The 19179-nt window shown below is 63.8% G+C and carries 10 protein-coding genes and 1 pseudogene; 4 read left to right on the top strand and 7 right to left on the bottom strand.

Translation table 11 applies throughout. From position 1 onward, the window contains the following. Positions 1-3 precede the first annotated feature (3 nt). Positions 4-1029, top strand: a pseudogene (locus tag ACZLZQ_RS17970) (SIS domain-containing protein). Further along, positions 1029-2249 (top strand): N-acetylglucosamine-6-phosphate deacetylase, encoded by a 1221-nt coding sequence (nagA, locus tag ACZLZQ_RS17965; RefSeq protein ID WP_472950533.1) that lies wholly within the window; start codon positions 1029-1031, stop codon positions 2247-2249. The pseudogene ACZLZQ_RS17970 and the gene nagA overlap by 1 nt, the downstream one beginning before the upstream one ends. A 62-nt stretch (positions 2250-2311) precedes the next feature. On the opposite strand, the gene ACZLZQ_RS17960 is transcribed toward nagA, so the two are convergent. Together ACZLZQ_RS17960 and ACZLZQ_RS17955 are read right to left on the bottom strand one after the other, a co-directional pair. Then, positions 2312-2827, bottom strand: a complete 516-nt coding sequence (locus ACZLZQ_RS17960) for a LysR substrate-binding domain-containing protein (protein WP_472950532.1) — start codon at positions 2825-2827, stop codon at positions 2312-2314. A 197-nt stretch (positions 2828-3024) separates the two neighbouring features. Then, a complete protein-coding gene (locus ACZLZQ_RS17955; protein WP_472950531.1) occupies positions 3025-6141 on the bottom strand; it encodes a helicase-related protein in 3117 nt (1038 codons plus the stop codon). Between the two features lie 824 nt (positions 6142-6965). Between ACZLZQ_RS17955 and ACZLZQ_RS17950 the strand changes: the two genes are divergently transcribed. Continuing rightward, positions 6966-7322 (top strand): hypothetical protein, encoded by a 357-nt coding sequence (locus tag ACZLZQ_RS17950; protein ID WP_472950530.1) that lies wholly within the window; start codon positions 6966-6968, stop codon positions 7320-7322. Positions 7323-7638: 316 nt separating this feature from the next. Here ACZLZQ_RS17950 and ACZLZQ_RS17945 read toward each other — a convergent pair whose 3' ends face one another. The 5 genes from ACZLZQ_RS17945 to bcsN are packed head-to-tail and all read right to left on the bottom strand — an operon-like array spanning position 7639 to position 16628. Next, positions 7639-10011, bottom strand: a complete 2373-nt coding sequence (locus tag ACZLZQ_RS17945; RefSeq protein WP_472950529.1) for a polyadenylate binding domain-containing protein — start codon at positions 10009-10011, stop codon at positions 7639-7641. Continuing rightward, positions 10008-11042: a family 8 glycosyl hydrolase gene (locus ACZLZQ_RS17940; protein WP_472950680.1), complete on the bottom strand. Its 1035-nt coding sequence runs from the start codon at positions 11040-11042 to the stop codon at positions 10008-10010. Before ACZLZQ_RS17940 ends, ACZLZQ_RS17945 begins: the two co-directional genes overlap by 4 nt. A 23-nt stretch (positions 11043-11065) precedes the next feature. After that, a complete protein-coding gene (locus ACZLZQ_RS17935) occupies positions 11066-13519 on the bottom strand; it encodes a cellulose biosynthesis cyclic di-GMP-binding regulatory protein BcsB (protein WP_472950528.1) in 2454 nt (817 codons plus the stop codon). Next, positions 13516-15714, bottom strand: a complete 2199-nt coding sequence (gene bcsA, locus ACZLZQ_RS17930; RefSeq protein ID WP_472950527.1) for a UDP-forming cellulose synthase catalytic subunit — start codon at positions 15712-15714, stop codon at positions 13516-13518. The genes ACZLZQ_RS17935 and bcsA overlap by 4 nt, the downstream gene beginning before the upstream one ends. Continuing rightward, positions 15708-16628 (bottom strand): cellulose biosynthesis protein BcsN, encoded by a 921-nt coding sequence (bcsN, locus tag ACZLZQ_RS17925; protein ID WP_472950526.1) that lies wholly within the window; start codon positions 16626-16628, stop codon positions 15708-15710. The genes bcsA and bcsN overlap by 7 nt, the downstream gene beginning before the upstream one ends. Positions 16629-17877: 1249 nt before the next feature. On the opposite strand from bcsN, the gene ACZLZQ_RS17920 reads away from it, so the two are divergent. Then, the gene (locus ACZLZQ_RS17920; protein ID WP_472950525.1) at positions 17878-18210 is read left to right on the top strand and encodes a BLUF domain-containing protein; all 333 of its coding nucleotides are present in this window, start codon (positions 17878-17880) and stop codon (positions 18208-18210) included. The last annotated feature ends 969 nt before the right edge of the window (positions 18211-19179 follow it).

Below are 19179 nucleotides of genomic sequence, written 5' to 3'. Positions count from 1 at the left end.
CCGATGCGGTCCCAAAGCCAAATGCGCCGGGAAATCGACGATATTCCCGAAGCCGCAGCGCGTTTTCTTGACGCCTCTTTCGATGCGGCGGCGTCAGTCGGAGCCCGATTGCGCGAGTTGGACCCGAAGGTCGTGACGACGGTCGCCCGAGGGTCGTCCGACCACGTCGCGACCTACTTCAAGTACGCGGCAGAACTCGCCACCGGGCGTCCGGTCGCCTCGCTCGGACCCTCGGTCGTTTCGGTCTACGGAACGCGCTTGCGGTTGGCCGGGCAGGCAACATTGGCCATCTCGCAGTCCGGGCAAAGCCCTGACATCGTCGCCCTGCTGACTGCTGCGCGGGCCGGCGGGTCGGAAACGATCGCCGTCGGAAATGTCGAAGGATCGCCGTTGCTGACAGCCGCGCAGTGGCCGATCACTTTGTCGGCCGGGCCGGAACTCAGCGTTGCTGCGACGAAGAGCTTCGTCTGTTCGGTGCTGGCTGCCCTAGCCGTTCTTGCTGGCTGGACGGAAGACCGGGAACTCCGGCAGGCACTCGCCGCCTTTCCCGAACATGCGCGTGGTGCCCTCCAACACGACTGGTCGTCGGCTCTGGCCACCTGCCAAGGGGCCCGCTCGCTCTTTACCCTTGGCCGCGGTCCGTCGTTCGCGGTGGCGGCGGAGGCTGCCCTGAAGTTGAAGGAGACCTCGGTCCTGCATGCCGAAGCCTAATTCGGCGCCGAAGTCCCGCACGGGCCGGTCTCGCTCGTCGAGAAGGGATTTCCGGTGCTGGCCTTCGCGCCGGCGGACGCCGCTCTCCCGGGCCTCTCCGCCATTTGCGGCAGGTTGGTCGAGTCTGGCGCGGTGCTCTTCAGTGTGGGCAGAACCGGACACGGGATCGAACTGCCGCACACCGCGACAGGCCATCCGTTGACGGAGCCTCTGTCGATGCTGGTGTCGTTCTACCGCTTCGTTGAATCCGTTTCCATCGCCCGGGGCCATGATCCGGATCGCCCGCGCGGACTGCTGAAGGTGACGGAGACGACCTGATGGCTCGCTTCGCCTTGACCGGAGCCGACGTCTTCGACGGCACGCTGCGTCGGTCCGGCATGGCCGTGATCGTTGAAGACACGCTCGTGGCAGATATCCGTCCGGTTGGTGATCTGCCCAACGGGCTGGAAACGATCGTGCTGGACGGCGGTCTGCTCGCGCCGGGATTTGTCGACATTCAGGTCAATGGTGGCGGGGGCACGCTCTTCAACGATGATCCGACTGTCGAAGGGATACGCCGCATCTGCGCTGCGCATTCCCATTTCGGATCTACCGCACTGCTGCCGACGGTGATTACCGATCGTCCAGAGGTCACATGGGCCGCCATTCGCGCTGCCGAGCAGGCATTGGCTGCCAGGGTGCCCGGATGTCTTGGCATCCATGTCGAAGGCCCGTTCATCTCGCCCTCCCGCAAAGGCGCGCATGATCCGGCTCTCATCCGCCGGATGGGCGACGACGACCTTCGGTTGATCTGCGGATCGACGGTCAGACCCTTTCTTCTGACCGTGGCACCGGAGAGCGTCGACGGCGCACAGGTGGCAGCCCTCGTCGAGGCGGGCATCAGCGTGTCGATCGGGCACAGCAACGCTTCCTTCGAAGCCGCAGACGCTTTGTTCGAAGCGGGGGCTCGGGGCGCCACGCATCTCTTCAACGCAATGAGCCAGATCGGTCCCCGCGATCCGGGCGTCGCCGGGGCCGCTCTTTTCCGCCGCGACATCTGGTGCGGCATCATACCGGACGGCCATCATGTCCACCCGGCCTTGATCGATACCGCACGCCGTTCCAAGGACGGGACTGGCAAGCTGATCGCCGTAACCGATGCCATGCCGACCGTCGGCAGTCCCGAAGATACCTTCGAACTGAACGGACGTACCGTGACGCGGCGTGATGGTCTTCTCACTCTATCCGACGGAACGCTCGCAGGCTCCGATTTGAATATGATGGATGCGCTTCGCTTTCTCGTGCGCAAGGTAGGCTTCGATCTGGAGGAGGCCTTGCGGACGTGCTCGCTCTATCCCGCGACTTTTCTGCGGTCTTCGGGAATCCGCGGTATCATCTGTGCTGGAAGCCAAGCCGACATGGTCTGGATCGATCCGGAAAATCTGCTGCTTCACGATGTCTGGGTTGCCGGGCGGTCAATCTTGGGATTGGTAAAAAGAAAGTCTGGCAATCAAAGCAATATAATTGCCGAATATTTAGGTAGCGCACGGAAAAACTAAATTAATATAACGCCTATACAATGTTTTAATAGAATATATTCTGATCTAACGATCATATCGACCTAGTATAAGTTTTGTCCCATCATGATAGCCTGTGCCGGCTTTCGAGCGGTGGGTTTGGCTTGGCCGTTGCCATTCATCAACGAAGGGGCAGAAGACGCTTTCAGGTACGCGACGAATGCACGCAACGCCGCTGATTGATGACGGCTGCTCGGGAAATAGAGGAAGACCGGCTCTATCGAAGAAAACCATGAGGGAAGAACACGTTCTAGCTTGCCTGCGCCGACGAGGCTGGACACGGATGCCGCTGGCGCGCTGACGATCCCAAGTCCTCTGACGGTGAGATCAATTTGAGACGCGAGATCGTGGACTATCGTTGCTCCAGGCGGGACGATCTGCATGATCTCATCGCCGGAATGCAGGTTCCACGGCAGGACAAGGCCCGTGATCTCACTACGGCACACTACCGCGCGGTGGTCGAGCAGATCGACAGGAAGACGCGGTTTCGGTCGCTCGCGAAGATAATCAGGCGACGCGACGAGTGTTGGTCTCGCGCCCATCGATGCGCCACGCAACATGTTATTCGAAAGTTCTTGGCCGACGCCGTGTCCACATGTGCCGCATTTGGAAAGCGGAATGAAAAGCGGCGTCGTGTTTTTTGCCGAGGCGCCATGACTTTAGATCTGCTGGCGAGTCAACATTGCCCCCCAAACGGACGGCAGTGCCCTCGTCACGAACATTCTCTCGTCTCAAGCGACCAAGAAGCCTCTGTCGTTCAGAGCGCCAGCATTTCTTCCAAGAGGTCCCCGGCCTTCGCGCGTGCGTCAGCTTCGCTGACGGGATCGAATTTCAGCAACCATCGATCCCCGCTGACTTCGAGCGGTGCGGCGTCAGGCAGCTTTGTTCCCTTGACCGGAGTAAGTGCTACGCCGCCGGGGCCAACCTGCACCCGCTCGATCCCAAGGGCACGTGCGCGAAGCCCCATGCGCCGGTCCTCTATCAAGGTTGCGGCGGCGTTGGGCAGCGCGCCGTAGCGATCCTCCAGTTCGTCGCACAGCATGTCGAGATCGTCAGCCGAAGCGGCCCGTGCAAGGCGGATATAAGCGGCAATACGCAGATCCGCGTCGACGATCCACTCCGCCGGGAAACAGCCGCCCGCGGCTCCCTCGATCCGGGGAAGCTGCGACGGCGGCGTCTCGCCAGCGAGTTCCCGCAACACGTAGGTGAGAAGATGCTGGTAGAGCTCGATCCCAACCAGCTTCATATGGCCGGACTGGTCGTTGCTGACGAGATCGCCCGCCCCGCGCATGTCAAGATCGCGGGCGCTGACGGCAAAGCCGGCACCCAGCGAATCGAGCGCGCTCATGTGTTGGAGGCGGGTTCTGGTTCGGTTTGGCAGTTCTTGGTCGGCGGGGGTCATCAACAGGAGCGCCGCGCGGCGGCTGGATCGTCCGACACGCCCGCGAAGCTGATGGAGCTGTCCGATGCCGAAGCGCTGCGCATCGAGAACGATCATCGTGTTCGCACGCGGAACGTCGAGGCCCGTTTCGATGATGCTGGTGGCGAGCAGCACGTCGCCATCGCCCCGCGCAAAGGCCACTAGTGCCGCTTCGGCTTCGTCGCCTTTCATCTTGCCATGGACGGTAACGACCGTCAGACCGGGTACGAGGCGAGCCAGAATGGCCTGCGTGCCATCGACATCCTCGATCCGTGGAACGACGACGAAGGATTGTCCGCTGCGGCCGTGCTCGCGCAGAAGCGCGGCGCGGATCGTAGCCTCGTCAAAGATCCCGAGGCTCGTACGCACTGGCATCCGCCGCGCCGGCGGCGTCGCGATGACCGATATTTCGTTGAGGCCGATAAGGGCCGTCTGGAGCGTGCGCGGGATCGGTGTGGCCGACAACCGCATCACGTGACCGGCGCCCATGCGCGCCAGCTTGTCCTTCTGCGCGCCGCCAAACCGCTGTTCTTCGTCGATGATGACAAGGGCCAGATCCTTGAAGGTCACGCTCGGCGAGGCGAGTGCCGACGTGCCGACGACAAGACGCAGCGTTCCGTCCGCGAGCCCCGCCTTCGTCGTTTTGGTCTCGGCTGTACTGGTAAGCCGGCTGAGCATGGCGACCTTGATCCCAAGCGACTTGAAGCGTTGGCCGAACGTTTCGAAGTGCTGCCGAGCCAGAAGCGTTGTTGGCGCGATCAGCGCCACCTGCTTGCCGGCAAGCACCGCCTGCGCGGCCGCGCGCAGCGCCACTTCGGTCTTGCCGAAGCCGACGTCGCCCACCACGAGCCTGTCCATCGGCTTGCCGGAATTGAGATCGCTGCGTGCAGCCTCGAAGGCTTTCCACTGGTCTGCGGTCTCCTGAAAGGGGAATCCTTCAACGAACCGCTCCATGTCGGCAGCGGGTACCTCGAGAACCGGGGCTTCGGCCTTTGCCTTCTCGCGCGCCAGAGCGCGGATGGCGCGTCCCGTCTCAACGATCGCGGCGTCGATCGCCGGACGGCGCTTCGCCCAACTCTTGCCGTCGAGCGTGTCGAGACGCACGGCATCGGGTTCGCCGCCATAGCGCCAGAGCTTCGCAGCGTCGGCCAGCGGTACCTGCCGGATCCCGCCCTTGGCATATTCGAGTTCGATCGTCTCACCCGAACCGCCGTCCGGCGTTGCCAAGGCGCGCAGTCCCTTCAGGACCGCGACGCCATGGTCCTCGTGCACGACGGCATCGCCGACCCGGAGCTCGGCATTGAGGAGATCGCTGCCGATACTGACATTGAAGCGATCGTCGCGATCGGCCCGTCCACCCATCAGATCAGCTGCGGCGATGATCGCAACATCCTCCGTGCTCGCTCCCGCATCGAGCGGAATGGTGACGAAAGAGAGCGCGGCCTTTTCGGCCAACGCAGTGCGCAGATCGCGATGGACCATTCCGTCTCGCTTCATGTCGCGGGCGAGCCGGCGCGAGAGAAAGCGGGTATCGCGTTCGCTTCCGGCGATCAGCACCGACCTCTTGTCCTGGCCCTGCTCGTCGAGAAAGCGGGCAAACGCGCGGCTGGGCTGCCGCTCCGTTATGAATCGGGGTACGGCCGGAAACGCCTGCGGGGTCATAACCGACCGCGTTGCCAGCTCGCGTTCCCACACCGTCAAGTCCACAAAATGCTTGGGGTCGAGGCGTCGTTTGCGATCTTGCAGGCTGACGATCAGCTTGACCGTCCGCTCGCGTCGAGCGGCGGCGTCGGCTTCCATGAACACGACGGCATCTGGAATGTGGGAAAGCAGTGAGACGCCGGCATCGCCGAATTCGGGTTCGGTGGCACGGCCGAGCGCCAAATGTTCAATCTCGCCCCTGCTGCGTTGTGAGATCGGATCGAAGCTGCGGATCGAGCGAATCCTGCCTTCCTCTGCCTCGATCCGCACGGGGCGATCGGCGTCTGCCGGAAAGACATCAAGCACGCTCCCAGGAACGCCGACTTCCCCAGGTTCGTCGATACGCTCGTCGATGTGGTAGCCGACCGCGAGAAGTTCCTGCTGTAACGCCTCGAGATCGACTTTTGCGCCGACGTTTACCTCGGGCGGTTTCGCCGTAAAGGTCGATGGGGGTGCGTAGCGGTAGACGGTTGCTTCTGCCGAAGCGATCAGCACGGACGTCTTGTTCGAGGCCACGGCAAGCGCCCTCAAAGCGGCAACCCGCGCGCCGACATTGGCTGCCGAGGACGGTGCGACTTCACCCGGGATCGCATCGGGTGAGGGACAGAACAGCACGGTTACGTCTGAAAAAGCGGCGCGGGCCAGTCGGCTGAGGCGTTCAGCGCTTTGTTCGGTCGCAGCGATATAGAGCACAGGCCCTTTCCCGATCACATCGGCGATCGCGAGAAGACCATTTATCAATGCTAGACCCATGCGTATGTCGGCCTTCCAATGCCCTCAACATGAACCGTCATCCTGCGGCAGTGGAGTTCGCCGCGGCAGATAGGACGGAATGTCCGGGAAGTTCTGCGATCCGACCCGAATAAGCTGGATGCCAGTACCCGGTTCCCCGATCGCAAGCGTACCGAGCCGTACCGTTTAGCGCGGAGATTATGCTGAGCGGCGTCGGGCAGCGGATAAGTGGTTCAGCGCGATCCAGCTTATCAACGAACCACTTCTTCAACCGGATCGACACATCATACATCTCTGCCGCATCCTCGACACCGTGATCGAGGTTCTGGGTGCCGTTGACCTCAATAACCAAGATGCTGCTCTCGGCCTGTACAGGTCGACGCCGTCGGTTAAACGTCCGCTAAACTATTGTTGTTGAAGGTCGCTGGAAGTCCGAAGCGGGTCGAAAGCGGCCCTTCCTCTTCCGGGGCGACCTCGCGAATAGCTGCCATTCCGCATTCGACCCGGTGCGGACGTCTACGCCTTGATACCGACTGCTCATGACCGGACATTTCTCCGGCAATAGTGGCATCTGACGCGGGCCGAGCATGAAGCTTTGGATTTCCGGCCAATGTTGTCGGGGTTATGCGCGGATCCGGCGGTGATATTGTACAGAATCCATGTCGACGAATGAGAGAATGGTTTCGATGGCACCAGTGCGGCTCTGGCATGTTCCAACCTGGATCCTCAGTTGCCTCGCTGTTTCGGGGTGCGGTGAAGTTGACTGGAGCGATGCCAAGAATATGCCCTTCGCCGCGAAAACCAGGCTTGAGTTAGCTGGTGACGGGTGGCTTTGGAGAAGAAGCATGCTGTCGCTTGTCTGCGCGTCGGACCAACGTCTTCATCTCGTTATGGTGACTGAACTGCCAGGCGGGCGGGAGCGCCTGAAGGTCGAGCGTCGGGAAGACGCAACCATATTTATCAACGGCATTGATCAACAGATATCTGACTTGGGTATGCGAGCGGTGGCTCTCGGACCCCCTGACACGATCGTCAGCGATCCCCTTCCAGCCGAGGCCGTCGATCGGATGATCGAGTGGTTTGGTGCTACGGCGCCGCAAAAAGTCGATGTCGTAGGATTTGAGGAAAGCGCAATCTTTATGCAAGGCGAAGCCGTGGCCGCGGACATCGTTGCAATTGCCCAAACTTGCCAATGTTCTTAGGGCGCGTAGTCAGCAGGGGTACGCGAAGAGGATGCAACCCATGTACGGCAGACATTTTCGCAGTGTCGGGATGTCTGCTTACTCACCAGCTTTGTCCGAAGCGGACAGGCAGCTACCCACCAAATCCTAACGTTCCAAGTAAAGCTCGCCTTCATCTGAAAGCGGACGAAGCAATCGAGCCTACCCACGAGTTCGTCTGGTCATAAATCGTTCAAAGTGGTTTTGCAGCACCCGCCCGATACGCTGATGGAGCTACGCTCAAACTAACTGCCGATGATCGTGTGTAGTCGTGTAGCGACTTGGGCGTGTCACGGCTCTAACCGTCGCTCTTGAACTGTCCCGTGGCCAAGCGCAGGTCGTTGAGGCCTTTAAGGCCGGCGGAACTACCGGCGGCCGCCGCTGCGGAAAAGACCCGCTGAGCATCGCCATACCGGCGTAGCTCCATGTAGGCGTATCCACGCAGCACCATCAGGTCGAGACGCTCGGGCGCCAGTTGCGCGAGTTGATCGAGGGCCATCAGCGTCTCCACCGGGCGCTTCGCCTCGAAGGCGGTGGTGGCCTGCGCGCTGAGGAGCGCGGTGCTGATTTCGACCCGGCGTGCCCGCGGCTGCGGCGATCGCGCAGCGGAAACGGCGGCCTTGTTGTTCAGGCCAACGCGCAGATAGGCGAGGCTTTGCCCGTAGGCGGCCTCCTTCTGTATCGCCGCCGTGCCGCCCTGAAGCGCAACTTCGAAAGCCGGGGCTGCTTCCAGCGGTCGGTTAAGACCCATGAGGCACCAGCCACGGTCCAGGGCCGACTGTGCCGACAGCGTGGTCGGCGAGACGGGGATACGGCAGCCGACGGTCGATGACCCGCCGGAGCGGGCCGAAGCGACGCGGGGCGAAGGCTGCCCGTAGCGCTCTTCCCGTGGCTCCCGCGCGCCGGCGGAGGGCAACAGCTGCCTTGCGGGCGTCCGGTGCGCGGGCTGGGACAGCGGCTGGACGGGGGCCGGCTGGCCCGCCGGCTGATCCGTGTTCATCTGTGAAGCCGGCTGGCGCTGTATCGTCGAGGGGGCCGGCTTGGTCTGCGGCTGACCCATGGCCTGCATTTGCCCATTCCGCTGCAGCACCATCGCCTGCTGTTCTGCCACCACCGTACCCGGTGCCGCCTCGCGGCCGACCATGGCGATGCGCGGTGAGCGTCCCTCCCAGGCCGCTTGCAGCTGGCGGAGGCCGGCGGCATTGCCAAGCCGTTGGCGGGTCAGCGCCAGTCCGAAGGCCGACATTTCCTCGTCCGGCTTCCACGCCAGGGCCGTCGCAAACCACTGGCCGGCAGTGACGAACTGATTGAGATTGTAGGAGTACCAGCCGAGCAGTTGCGCGGCATCAGGCGCCTTTGCCGCCGCCGCCTGATTGACGATCTCGGCGATGACCGTCGGCGCGAGCATCACCTGCGGCTGCACAGCCAGAAGATTGGTGCCCGCCGCGAGATAGATCGACCGCGCATCGTCCGAGGTGGACGCAAAGGGCCGCATCAGCGTTTCCGCCTCTGCCGGCTGCTTCAGTGCCAACAGGGCCAGCGCCAGTCCTTGCGAGGCTTCGGCCGAGGGCTCATGGGCAAGCGCCTTGCGAAACCAACCCTCGGCCACCTTCGGATCGGCGCGCTTCAAGAAATACCAGCCGAGCAGCATCTGGTCCGCCGCGAGCCCACCCTCGGAGGCGAGCTTCTCAAGCGCCGCGAGATCACTCGGATCGGTCACCAACGTCGCATCGTCGGCGGCCAATGTCACCGCCTGCCGGGCGACGTCGGAACGCACGGAAGCGAACTCGCCGATGCCGTCAGGGCCCGTTCGCTCCAGCGCCAGAAGGGTTCCGACCGCCGGCCGCGTCAGGCGCTGGACCGCCATCTGCATCGTCGCCAGCCGCTCGCCGGAATTGTCGCAACTGGTTAGGATGTAGCGGTAGGCGTCGAGCGCCCGCTCGGGTCGCTTGGTTTCAGAAAACGCGCGAGCGAGGCGCCAGAGAACGTCGACCTCGCTGCAGGTGAGGAGGCTCGGCGTCTCCGCTGCCACCCGCACCACGGTGTCGTATTGCTGCAGGTTCGACGCGTTGATCAGCCGCAGCCGGGCTTCTGCAACGGCCAGCCGCTCCAGCAGGTCGGGCGGCATCTGCCAGCCGGGTTCGGCAGCTTGACGCGCGGCGATGGCGGCGCGCACCTCGGCATAGCGCTCCTCGGAATAAAGCTTCCACAAGGCGTCGAGCTGGACGTCGCCTGCGTCGGGAATCTCGAGCGGGTTCGCCGGCGGCGTCCAGTTCGGATAGAGCGCCTTCAGGCGAGCGATCTCCGTCTCCAGCCGCCGCGCGTCGCCTTCGCGGGCGAAATAGCGCAGTGCCGTCTCGTCGACGACCGGCTCGGCGGTCGTCGCGGTCGGCGCTGCTGCTGCTGCTGCCGGTGCTGCCGGGGCCGGTGCTTGCGCCGCCGTGTCCAACTCGGCCATCCGCATCGCCGGTGCGACGAAGCGTGCCATGCGCGCCGTCGTGCCGTCGGGGGCCGATACCGCGGGCACCGGGTTCTCCTGTTCCACCCCGGCCATGGCCGATGTCGCCAGCCAGCCGCTCGTCAGGTTTTCAAGCGTCCGGAAGCCGGCGGGGAGCGCGACGTCCGCGACGAAGAAGCCGGCGGCGACAGCGAGGACCGTGGAGAGTTTCACGCGAGGCACTCCGGATGTCGCTCGGACAGGAAGGACAGGGCAAGGAGATGCAAGGTCGACGGGAAGTAAAGCGTCGGCACGAAGACCTTCAGCGCCGGCGGTAATGGCTGCTTGTCGAGGACGCAGGCGACAAGGGCTGGGAGGATAATGTAGCCGGCGTCCGTTAACCTTTCCCTAACCGTGCCATCGACGAGCGTGACGATCGACACGCTTCCGTCCTCGCCGGTCATACCGTCGCGCAGCGGGGCGAGCACGGCGCGATCTGTGCTGCCGGCGCGCACGAGGTAGAGCGGAATGCGCAGCGCGTTGTAGGCGAACTCGGCGGGAAAACCGTCGGCCGGCTTCGGCCGGGTCTTCATCGACAGCCATTCCGGCGGCAGCTTGCGCGGGCCGAACATGGATTGGGCGAGGATCGTCCGGCCATCCGCTTCGAGCTTCTTCCAGTCGGTCCCGGGCGCCAGCTTCGCCAGCACCGGAAAGGCCTCGAACACCCAATAGGAGAGGTTGATGACCGGGCCGTCCGGCCGCTCCTTGGCGCCATAGCCGGCGGCACCCGGCATCAGCAGCGAAAGCCCCTGCCGCTCGATCACCATTGGCCCGAGCGCTTTGGCCATCGCCGTGGCGGCGGCGGTCAGGTCGTCCCGTGCCCAGGCCGCACCGGCGAGCGCGGCGGCATAGGCGATGAGAATGTCGCCATCGCTGGCATTGTTGCTGTCTGACACGTGCGGGGTCGCCGCGGGATCCCATTTCCAGACCGCCAACCCGTCGTCGCGCAGCAGGAGTTCGGTCCGGGTAAAGGTCCAGATGCTGTCGAAGGCCGCAGGGTCGTCTGCGAGATAGGCCAGCAGCAGGCCGTAGCCCTGGCCTTCGCTATGGCTGATCTGGCCGTTTCCATCGTCGATCACCCGGCCGGCGGCGGAAACGAACTTCGCTTTGTATGCCGCCCAGGCCTCGGCCGGGATCGAGCTCGCCGCCAGGGCTGCCCCCGGCACCGCGCTCAATGCCAGCATGCCGGCAAGCCCGGCCGCCATCTTCAGCCGGCGGGCGAGGCGCCTCACTTGCGCCGTCCCAGCACGACGGTGATCGCCGTTGTCGTCAGCCCGAGCAGCACCGAGGCGGCAACCAGCAGCATGGCGTAGGAGAGGACGTTCTCCGACAGCCAGTTCGCGACGATCAGGCGCATGTTGCCGAACGACCAGGGCTGCGTTTGGACCAGTGTCGGCGCATTGACGGCCAGCCGTTTGAAGCTGCCGGTCCCCGCCTCGTAGGTGGTGACGCGGCCGCCGAGCTCGCTCCAGTTCTGTTGCGTCGTCAACGCCGCGACGCCATCCATCAGCGCTGGACCGTTCGGGGCCGTCACCACGGTCCAGATCTTGTCGTCCAGCGGGCTCGCGCCCTGCGCCACCACCAGCCCGACGCTCGGCGATGGCAGGAACTCGACTTCCGGCGTCGGCGTCAGCCGGAAGGCTTCCGGGGCGATCGCGAAATCGTCGCGCAGCCAGCGCGTCAGGGCAGTGAAAGGCCGCTGCCAGATCGCCGGGCTCACCTGTTCGCGCCAGGTTTCGATCGTCGTCTGGTCTGCCGGCGGGGCAGTGCGGACGCTCTCCTGACCCCAGGCGGTGCGGATGCTCTCGGAGACGCCGACCCGCGACAGGATGCCCGCCGGGATCTGCTGCGAGGTGCTGACGAAGAGCGCGTCGCGCGCGGCGGCGTCCGAGGGCGACCACTGGATGTCGAAGGCGATCGGCCTGCCGCCGGCGACCGACATCCGCGCCAGCAGCGTGCTGGCGGCCGAGAGGCTTTCCGGTCCTGCCCGGTCGATGAACAAGGGTACCGGCTTGGCACTGCGGCTGTAGGGGTAGCCGGTGCCTTGCGTGGCGGCAAGGTTCGGCCGCTGGCTGACGCGGGCGAAATCCGGCATCTCGAAGCTTGAGCTGTCGAACAGTGCAAAGCGCCGGGTGGTGCCGGCGCTGGTGCCGGGCAGGCACGCCGCATCTCCCGCGGTTTGCAGCACCGCCTCGACGGCGATGGTATTGCTGCCCGGCTTGAAGTTGCGCATCGTCACCCGCACCGGATAGCGCTCCAGCAGCACGTCGGAACTGCCGCCGATCGGCAGCGTGGTGGCGATGTTGTCGTTGACGTAGATGTCGAGATGGCTGCCCGGCTGGACGTCCTTGGTGTAGCCAGCGTCGAACAGGATCTGCGCCTCGCCATAGGCCTGGGCGTAGAAGTCCTGCGGAACGGCCACGGTGAACTCGGTGCGAAACCGCCGACCGGCAAACTCCTGGCTGGCGACGCCGAGCGCCGAGAACGGGATGCTGGCCTTGGAGAACAGCAGCGGGGCGCCGGGCACGCGCCAGGCGGGGTTGGACAGTTCGCTGCGGAAGATCGCCAGCGGCCTGTCCGTCGGCTCGATGATTCGCTGGATCGCGGTCTCGACGTCGCGCCAGGTCGGGCCGCTCAGGAGCAGCGCCCGTCCGCCCGCCCCTGGCAAGTCGATGAAGCTGAGGGTGGGCTCGCGGCTCGCCAGGGCCGGCAGCTGCGGCATGAAGCTGGCCAGCTCTTCCGCAGGGCCGACGATCAACGTCAGCGCGCCGTCGGCGCTGGCCGGGATACTCGCCTGGGTCACGGCGAACGACTGGTTCGGCATGTCGGCAATCAGCGCAAGGCCTTCCGACAGCTTGATCAGCGGCGCCGAGGCGGGGCCGAGGTCGCCCACCGGCACGACGATGTTGAACGTCGTCTTGGCCGTGGCATCGAGGCCGATCGCGCGCACATCCTCGGGCCGGCGTGGTAGCCGGGCGTCCTGGTTCTGGAAGGCCAGGAAGGTGCGTGCCGGGTCGATGTCGACCCAGAGGTCGTAGGTCGACTGGATCGTGCAGTCGGTGCGGTGGCGCAGGTCCGTCTCGAAGCGGATGGTGTTGGCGCCCGCCCGCAGGAGATTGGCCGGCAGCGGCGCCGAGACGTCGACGACGCTGTCCGGTGCGTTGACCGTCTGGTCGAGGACCCCGACATCGTTGATGACGACGCGCAGGTGGGAGGCTTCCGGGGCGACGAAGATCGCATTCTGGAAGCCAAGCTGCAGCGTTGCATTCGAGGCCGCCTGCTCGGGGGTGAGGTAGACTGACCAGCTGCGCCGCTGGATTTCGCCGGCGAGCCCGAAATCCTCGATCGGCAGGAGGTATCGACGGAAACCGGCGGCGGCGGTTTTCGCGGCAGCACCGGCTGGCGCTGCGGACGGCGCACGCGGCGCTGGCGTTGAGCCGGCCGTTGACGAGGGTGGCGACGCGGGCGCCGGGCGCGGCATCAAGGGGGTCTGCGGCGCCCGGCTCGGCGTCGCGGGCTGCACCGATGGCAGCTGCGCTGGCATGGGTGTCGTCGGTGTCGCCGCTGGAGCTGTTCGCGTTGGCGGGCTGGCCGGCCCCTCGGGCGTCATGTCGAACGGCGCCTGCGCTTCGGCCGCTCCTACCATCAGCAGCAGGCACAGCACACTCGGCAGGGACCTCACTTGAGGGCTCCCGACGGCACCGGCAGCGCCGCGCTGTCCCGGTGACCGTTCTTGCCGCGGACGAGATAGCTCAGGCCGCGATAGGTCTGGAAGACGCACATGCCGAAGAACCACAGCGTGCCCCGCAGCAGGCCCGGATTGTAGCGGCGCCCGAGCTGGAAATCGCGCCATTGCTCGGAATTGGCGAAGATCAGGTCGGCGACGAGGAAATGGTCGGTCGCTTTCTGGGTCACATAGCTGCAGCCGATCACCAGTCCGCCCGGCTCCTTCTGAACGGCGCGCAGGAGGATCGGCAGCACCACCGTCTCGCTCGACTGATGCGGCTTGAAGCGGAGCGCCGCGGACGAGCCCTTCAGGAGGTCTTGCGGCGTGGCGCCGAAGACCCTCAGCCCGGCACCGCCGACGGAGACGTTGTCGATCGTCGCCGGGAAGACGTGTTCGCCGAAAAGCACCTCGGCCCGCCGGCTGACCGTGACCCGCCGCGACTGGCTCTTGATGCCGCGTTCCGACACCACGCCGAGGGCGCAGCCGGCGATGAACAGGTTGAGGAGGTTCCAGCCTCCGACCATCAGCGTCAGGTCGGCACGATACGGCTCGGCGATCACCCGGTAGACGGTAACCCCGACGCCGACCAAAAGGACGGCGAAGATCACGAAGAACGGCATCGAGATCTCGGACAGCCGGTTGTAGAGTACGGATTCGTCCTTGGCCGTCACCTTGAACGTCGGCTTCCGGGGGTTGAGAATGACCGAGATTACCGCCGGCAGCAGGTGCACGGTCTGGACGTATTCGTAGAGTTCCGAGATCCAGGGCCAGCGAAAACTGCCATACATGTAGTTCTGCATCATCAGGTTCACCGCCATGTAGGCGATGGTATAGGCGAGGAACTCGCCGCTCGAGGCGGTGAAGATCTGCAGGTCAAAGAAAAGGTAGAACAGCGGCGCGACGAGGAAAATCGCGCGCGGGAACGGAAATAGCCAGAACAGGGTCGAGGACATGTAGCAGAGTCGCTGAGGCAGCGAGAGGCCGCGCTTGAACAGCGGAAAGCGGAACCTCAGGATCTGCATCATGCCCTGTGCCCAGCGGCTGCGCTGGCCGATGAAGCTGGCGAAGGTCGCGGGTTGCAGGCCGGCGATCAGCGGTTTGTCGACGTAGAGGCTGTTCCAGCCGCGCGAGTGCAGCTCGATCGCCGTCTCGCAGTCCTCAGTGATCGAGATGCCGCTGAAGCCGCCGGTCTCGTCTAGCGCCTCGCGCCGAAGCACCGCGGCCGACCCGCAGAAGAAGGCGGCGTTCCATTTGTCGAGCCCGCGCTGGATGATGCCGTAGAACATCTCGTTCTCCGACGGCATCTTCTCGAAGGTCTGCAGGTTGCGTTCCAGCGGATCGGGATTGAGGAAGAAGTGCGGCGTCTGCACCAGGAACAGCCGCGGGTCCTCCTCGAAATAGCCGACCGTCTCCAGCAGGAAATCGCGCGCCGGGGCGTGGTCGGCGTCGAACACGGCGATCAGCGGCGCGGTTGAATGCTGCATGCCGTTGTTCAGGTTGCCGGCCTTGGCGTGCGCGTTGACCGCGCGCGTCAGGTAGGTCGCGCCGAGGTCGAGGCAGAGCTGCTGCAACTCGGCATGGCGTTTCTCGGCGGTCTGCGACTCCTTCACGTCGGCCGAGTTGCGCTTCTGTAGCGAGCCGCCATCGTCGAGCAGCCAGACCTTCAGCCGGTCGGAGGGATAGTTCATCGACAGCGCCGCCGCCAGCGTGTTGGCGAGCAGCTTGGTGTCCTCGTTGTAGGTCGGCACGAAGACGTCGATTGCCGGCAAGGTGTCGCCGTCGACTTGCGGCCGGATCGGCCGTGGCGGCAGCGGAGCGGCGACCACGAACAGGCTGAGCGACAGCATCACCACGCTGTACATTTCGGCGAGATACAGCAGGAGGCCGGGGATGAAGTTTTCCAGCTGGTTGACCGGCGGCAGCGTGCTGGTCGTCCGCCAGTAGACGTAGCGCAGTACGATAGCGGTGCCGAGGGCCAGCGCCACGAGGCGCCAGATGCCGTCGAGCTTCAGCACCTTTAACAGCATCATCAGCCCGAGCACCAGCACCACGGCGATCAACTGCGACTGCAGGCTGATCGGCAGCGTGACGACGATGAGGGCGATGGCGGCGGTCGCGGCCCAGAGAAGGGCGATCAGAAACTTCAGCATGCGGATGCCCCCGTCGAAGGGTTCATGCAAGGCGGCGGCGGCACCGGCGCCGCTGCGCCAGCGGCTGCCGACGACAGTCCCAGAAGCGACGTGCTACCCGGCTCGGGCGCTATGCCAGGCCCCATGCCGGGTGGCGGCGGGACCTGCGGGCCGATCGGTGCCGGCAGCGGTGCGGGCGTCGCGACGACGGGCGCCGGTCCTGCGCGCACTGCCGAGCGACGCGGCGCTGCGACTACGGGCCGGGCCGCCGGCGCCGGCTCCTCCTGTTCCCAGGCCGCCTCCGGCGCTCCGGAGCTTGTCGGATAGACCGGTGCTCCCAGTCCGCCGAGCGAGGCATCGGTCGGAGCGGTCTGGTCGTAGGGGTTCCAGCTGATATCGCTGAAGAAACTGCTGATCGAGAAGCCGTACATCACCGCCAGAAGCTGTTCCGTGCTGGCGCCGGCCTGGCACAGCCGCAACCGCAGCTGGATGACGCCGCGCGAACGCAGGAGCAGCGTGGTGGTGCTGGTCGAGGCGATGCGTTGCCAGCCGTAGAAGCAGGTATCGCCGCCACTCTGCCCCACGGCATAGCCGAAAGGACCGTAGCGGTTCTGCACGTAGACACCCGCGCGCTTCATCGCGATGCCCGGGAATTCCTTCACGAGTTCGCTGCGGAAGTTGGTGGTCGCCAGCGGCTTGTCCTTCAGCGCCGTGCGGCCGCTGCCGGTGGTGCCGACCGGGCCGAAGAACCGCACCTGCAGATAGTTCTGCCCGGGCGTCGCGGCCGTCCCCACCAGCAGGATGCGCTGCTCGGTGGCATTCGGATAACGGGTTTCGATGATGTCGACCATGGCCGGCCCGCCCGGCGGCGGCACCACGAAGGCGGCCTCGAGCGGAACCGTGCTGACACCGGAGCCTTGCATCGGCTGGCCCATGCTGCCGCAGCCAGACAGGCCCGCGAGCAGTGCCGTGAGAGAAAGGTACGAACGTGGCCGCGGGTGACGTCTTGCAAATGCCAAAATATTCCTAAGCCATCCACCATCCTGCATATGCGCGATCTCTTTTTACAACAGGTTGAGGCAGCTGGGTCACCGCCGCTCAACTCTATTGGAGATAGCCTTTTGACTACCTTTGGCTGGCCAACACCTCTGGTCTAAATCTCCCAACTTGTGTCAAACTAGCGTCGGTATAGCTAAGGCAATGAAAATGTTAAAGGTTCAGTGGGCAGGTTTGGCAATAACTGGGCTAGCTGAGCGTGCGATGTCCAAAACACTTGCGCCCTCGATGCAGCGGCGATGGTAGCATTTGGGATCCTATTCGTGGGCGCTGGCCGAAAACCTCTGCCACAATTTCAGACACGGCCCACATCTCGGGACCGCGGTCCTAGGAGGCATGCCAGAGTGCCTAAAGCTGAATGCCCCAAGCCCGACCTGTGGAAGGCCGCAGCAAAGTTCGAGATCTGCGACGAAGACCCCCAGCAACCATCGTGTGCATGATGGCGATAACAGCTGATCAAACAGCCAGAACGAGGAACTCCAAATAGGTGCTTGATAAACACCACTCCACGAGGCTTGGATGTTAGCCTAGCAAATAAGCTTCTTTGACTCTGGAGACATTGGAAGGCTCGTCTGATTAACGGCAGCCATTTGCAGAGGCGCCACGGAAGCGGACAGGAAGCTTACGGCCCGTGCTGCCGGGAATCATCTCCGACATGGGTGGGAAGCCATCAGGCGGCTCGCAGAAATTATGGATGAGCTGGTCAGGCGAAAACTGCGCGAACTTGTACAAACACTAGCTGCATGAATGCTGCTCTATAGCCTCTTACTTAACACGTTGGGATTGAACCTCCACGAGCCGGCGATGGATATAGGTAACCTTATCAATTTCAGCCGAGACTAGCGTCCTCCACTCCGTCCTCGCAGGCGGACTGCTGATCTGTTCTTGCATCGCCATTTGATCCGCCTGCCAATTTGCGCACTCAGCGATGAGTGCCCAGAGGCATCTGTCATCCAGCGTATCAAGCGTGTGCACGGGATAGTCGACGGCTTTTGGCAAATGCGAATTGCACACTGTCTCGGTACCTGTCTTTAGGTTGCATCCACCTAATACCGCATTTCTCCTAACGGTTCCTCGACTTGGGCGATTTTCCCACATAATTTCATGGAGATAGGATAACCTTCCCCCATGGACACGATGCTAACCCGGTTGCGCTACGCCAGCACGTTTGCAGACGACCCGAAGCCTGACGAGCTGGCATTGATCGTAGCTTGGTCTGCCGCGTCGAATAGCGCTCGGGGAATAACAGGGATCCTCGCCGTGGATGGGCGCCAGGTAATGCAGGTTTTGGAGGGTCCTCCGGAAGAGATCGACGCACTGTTCCTGCGAATCTCGGCAGACCCCCGGCACTACGGCATTGTTGTGATTGATCACCATGGAATTCCAGCGACCAGCTTCGCCGACTGGGGCATGGTTCGAAAGTCCATGACGTCGATGCTGCTTACCGTAGACGGCTGGTGACGGCATTGGCGCTGGTTTAGCGTGCCTTTCGCTGCTGCACGGTCATCCGCGCCGCATACGGCGCGATGTTGTTTCCCGCTGTCGACGATGATCCAGAAGAAGTCTCGGTCTTCCGAGGCCGGTCGGAGCCACGTCGGGCAGCCTAGGCTCGCCTAGCCGAAAAACAGGTAGAGAGCTCCTAGCTAGAAAACCGCACACAACGCCAAGCCAATCATCACACCTCGGGCTGGAGAAAGCCCTTCATGGTTATATTCTTCTTTCGCAGCACGGAACGGGAGCCAGCCGATCAATACGTCCATTGCTAACCTCCTCTCGCGTCATCTCCACCTGAGATTGCAGGCGGATCGGGAGAAGTTCAAGTAGCTACTGAGCATACGACGGTATGAGGAGTTCTGGTCGTAGAGAGCGCTAGTAGTCCTCGTGGGGGGGAGGTGGCCTTTGACGCAGCCAAGTCCAACGGCATCTAATCCGTCCAAGACTACGCCTTCACCCTCGGCAACTCTCCGATCCGCGCCGCAGAGCGTTGCGACCGTATGTCGAACTTCATCACTCATTGCTAACGGACGGTCCTCGGGGCCATCCTCGACGGCTTCGTCGTCAGGCTAGACATTCGACCCCGTTGCAGCCCTTAAACTGGCAGGCTAGCGTCCTGACATGATGACACCAGCCGAATGCTTGGCCGCCCGTTCCCTCCTACCTCTCGGTCGGGTGAGGCAGATGGCATCTGCTTCATGGGTCAGCGATCTGACTACATCGCACCTATCCTGCGCTTCGACGACAACCACACGCGGCCGCAGCACACGGCTCTCTCCGCGATGCTGCTAGCTTTGCGAGAGTTGGCCGCCTCGACCTTCACGTTGATTGCTGAGACCCCGCGCAGGCGCCGCTCACCGGCACATGATGAGGCCGCGAGGCTCTTGGCCTAGCACTTGGTCCCGAGCATGTGCCGGCACGTCGAAATGATCGAGC

Source organism: Mesocryomonas lacus (assembly GCF_055730105.2).
The sequence above is the reverse complement of the archived record's forward strand: the minus strand, read 5'-3'. Positions and strand labels throughout refer to the sequence as shown.

What these genes read in the sequence shown, in the direction of transcription:
- nagA (WP_472950533.1), top strand. Translation starts at nt 1,029, where the DNA reads ATGGCTCGCTTCGCCTTGACCGGAGCCGACGTCTTCGACGGCACGCTG.
- ACZLZQ_RS17955 (WP_472950531.1), bottom strand. Translation starts at nt 6,141, where the DNA reads ATGGGTCTAGCATTGATAAATGGTCTTCTCGCGATCGCCGATGTGATC.
- bcsN (WP_472950526.1), bottom strand. Translation starts at nt 16,628, where the DNA reads ATGGGCCAGCCGATGCAAGGCTCCGGTGTCAGCACGGTTCCGCTCGAG.
- ACZLZQ_RS17940 (WP_472950680.1), bottom strand. Translation starts at nt 11,042, where the DNA reads ATGGCGGCCGGGCTTGCCGGCATGCTGGCATTGAGCGCGGTGCCGGGG.
- ACZLZQ_RS17920 (WP_472950525.1), top strand. Translation starts at nt 17,878, where the DNA reads ATGGACACGATGCTAACCCGGTTGCGCTACGCCAGCACGTTTGCAGAC.
- ACZLZQ_RS17960 (WP_472950532.1), bottom strand. Translation starts at nt 2,827, where the DNA reads ATGTTGCGTGGCGCATCGATGGGCGCGAGACCAACACTCGTCGCGTCG.
- bcsA (WP_472950527.1), bottom strand. Translation starts at nt 15,714, where the DNA reads ATGCTGAAGTTTCTGATCGCCCTTCTCTGGGCCGCGACCGCCGCCATC.
- ACZLZQ_RS17950 (WP_472950530.1), top strand. Translation starts at nt 6,966, where the DNA reads ATGCTGTCGCTTGTCTGCGCGTCGGACCAACGTCTTCATCTCGTTATG.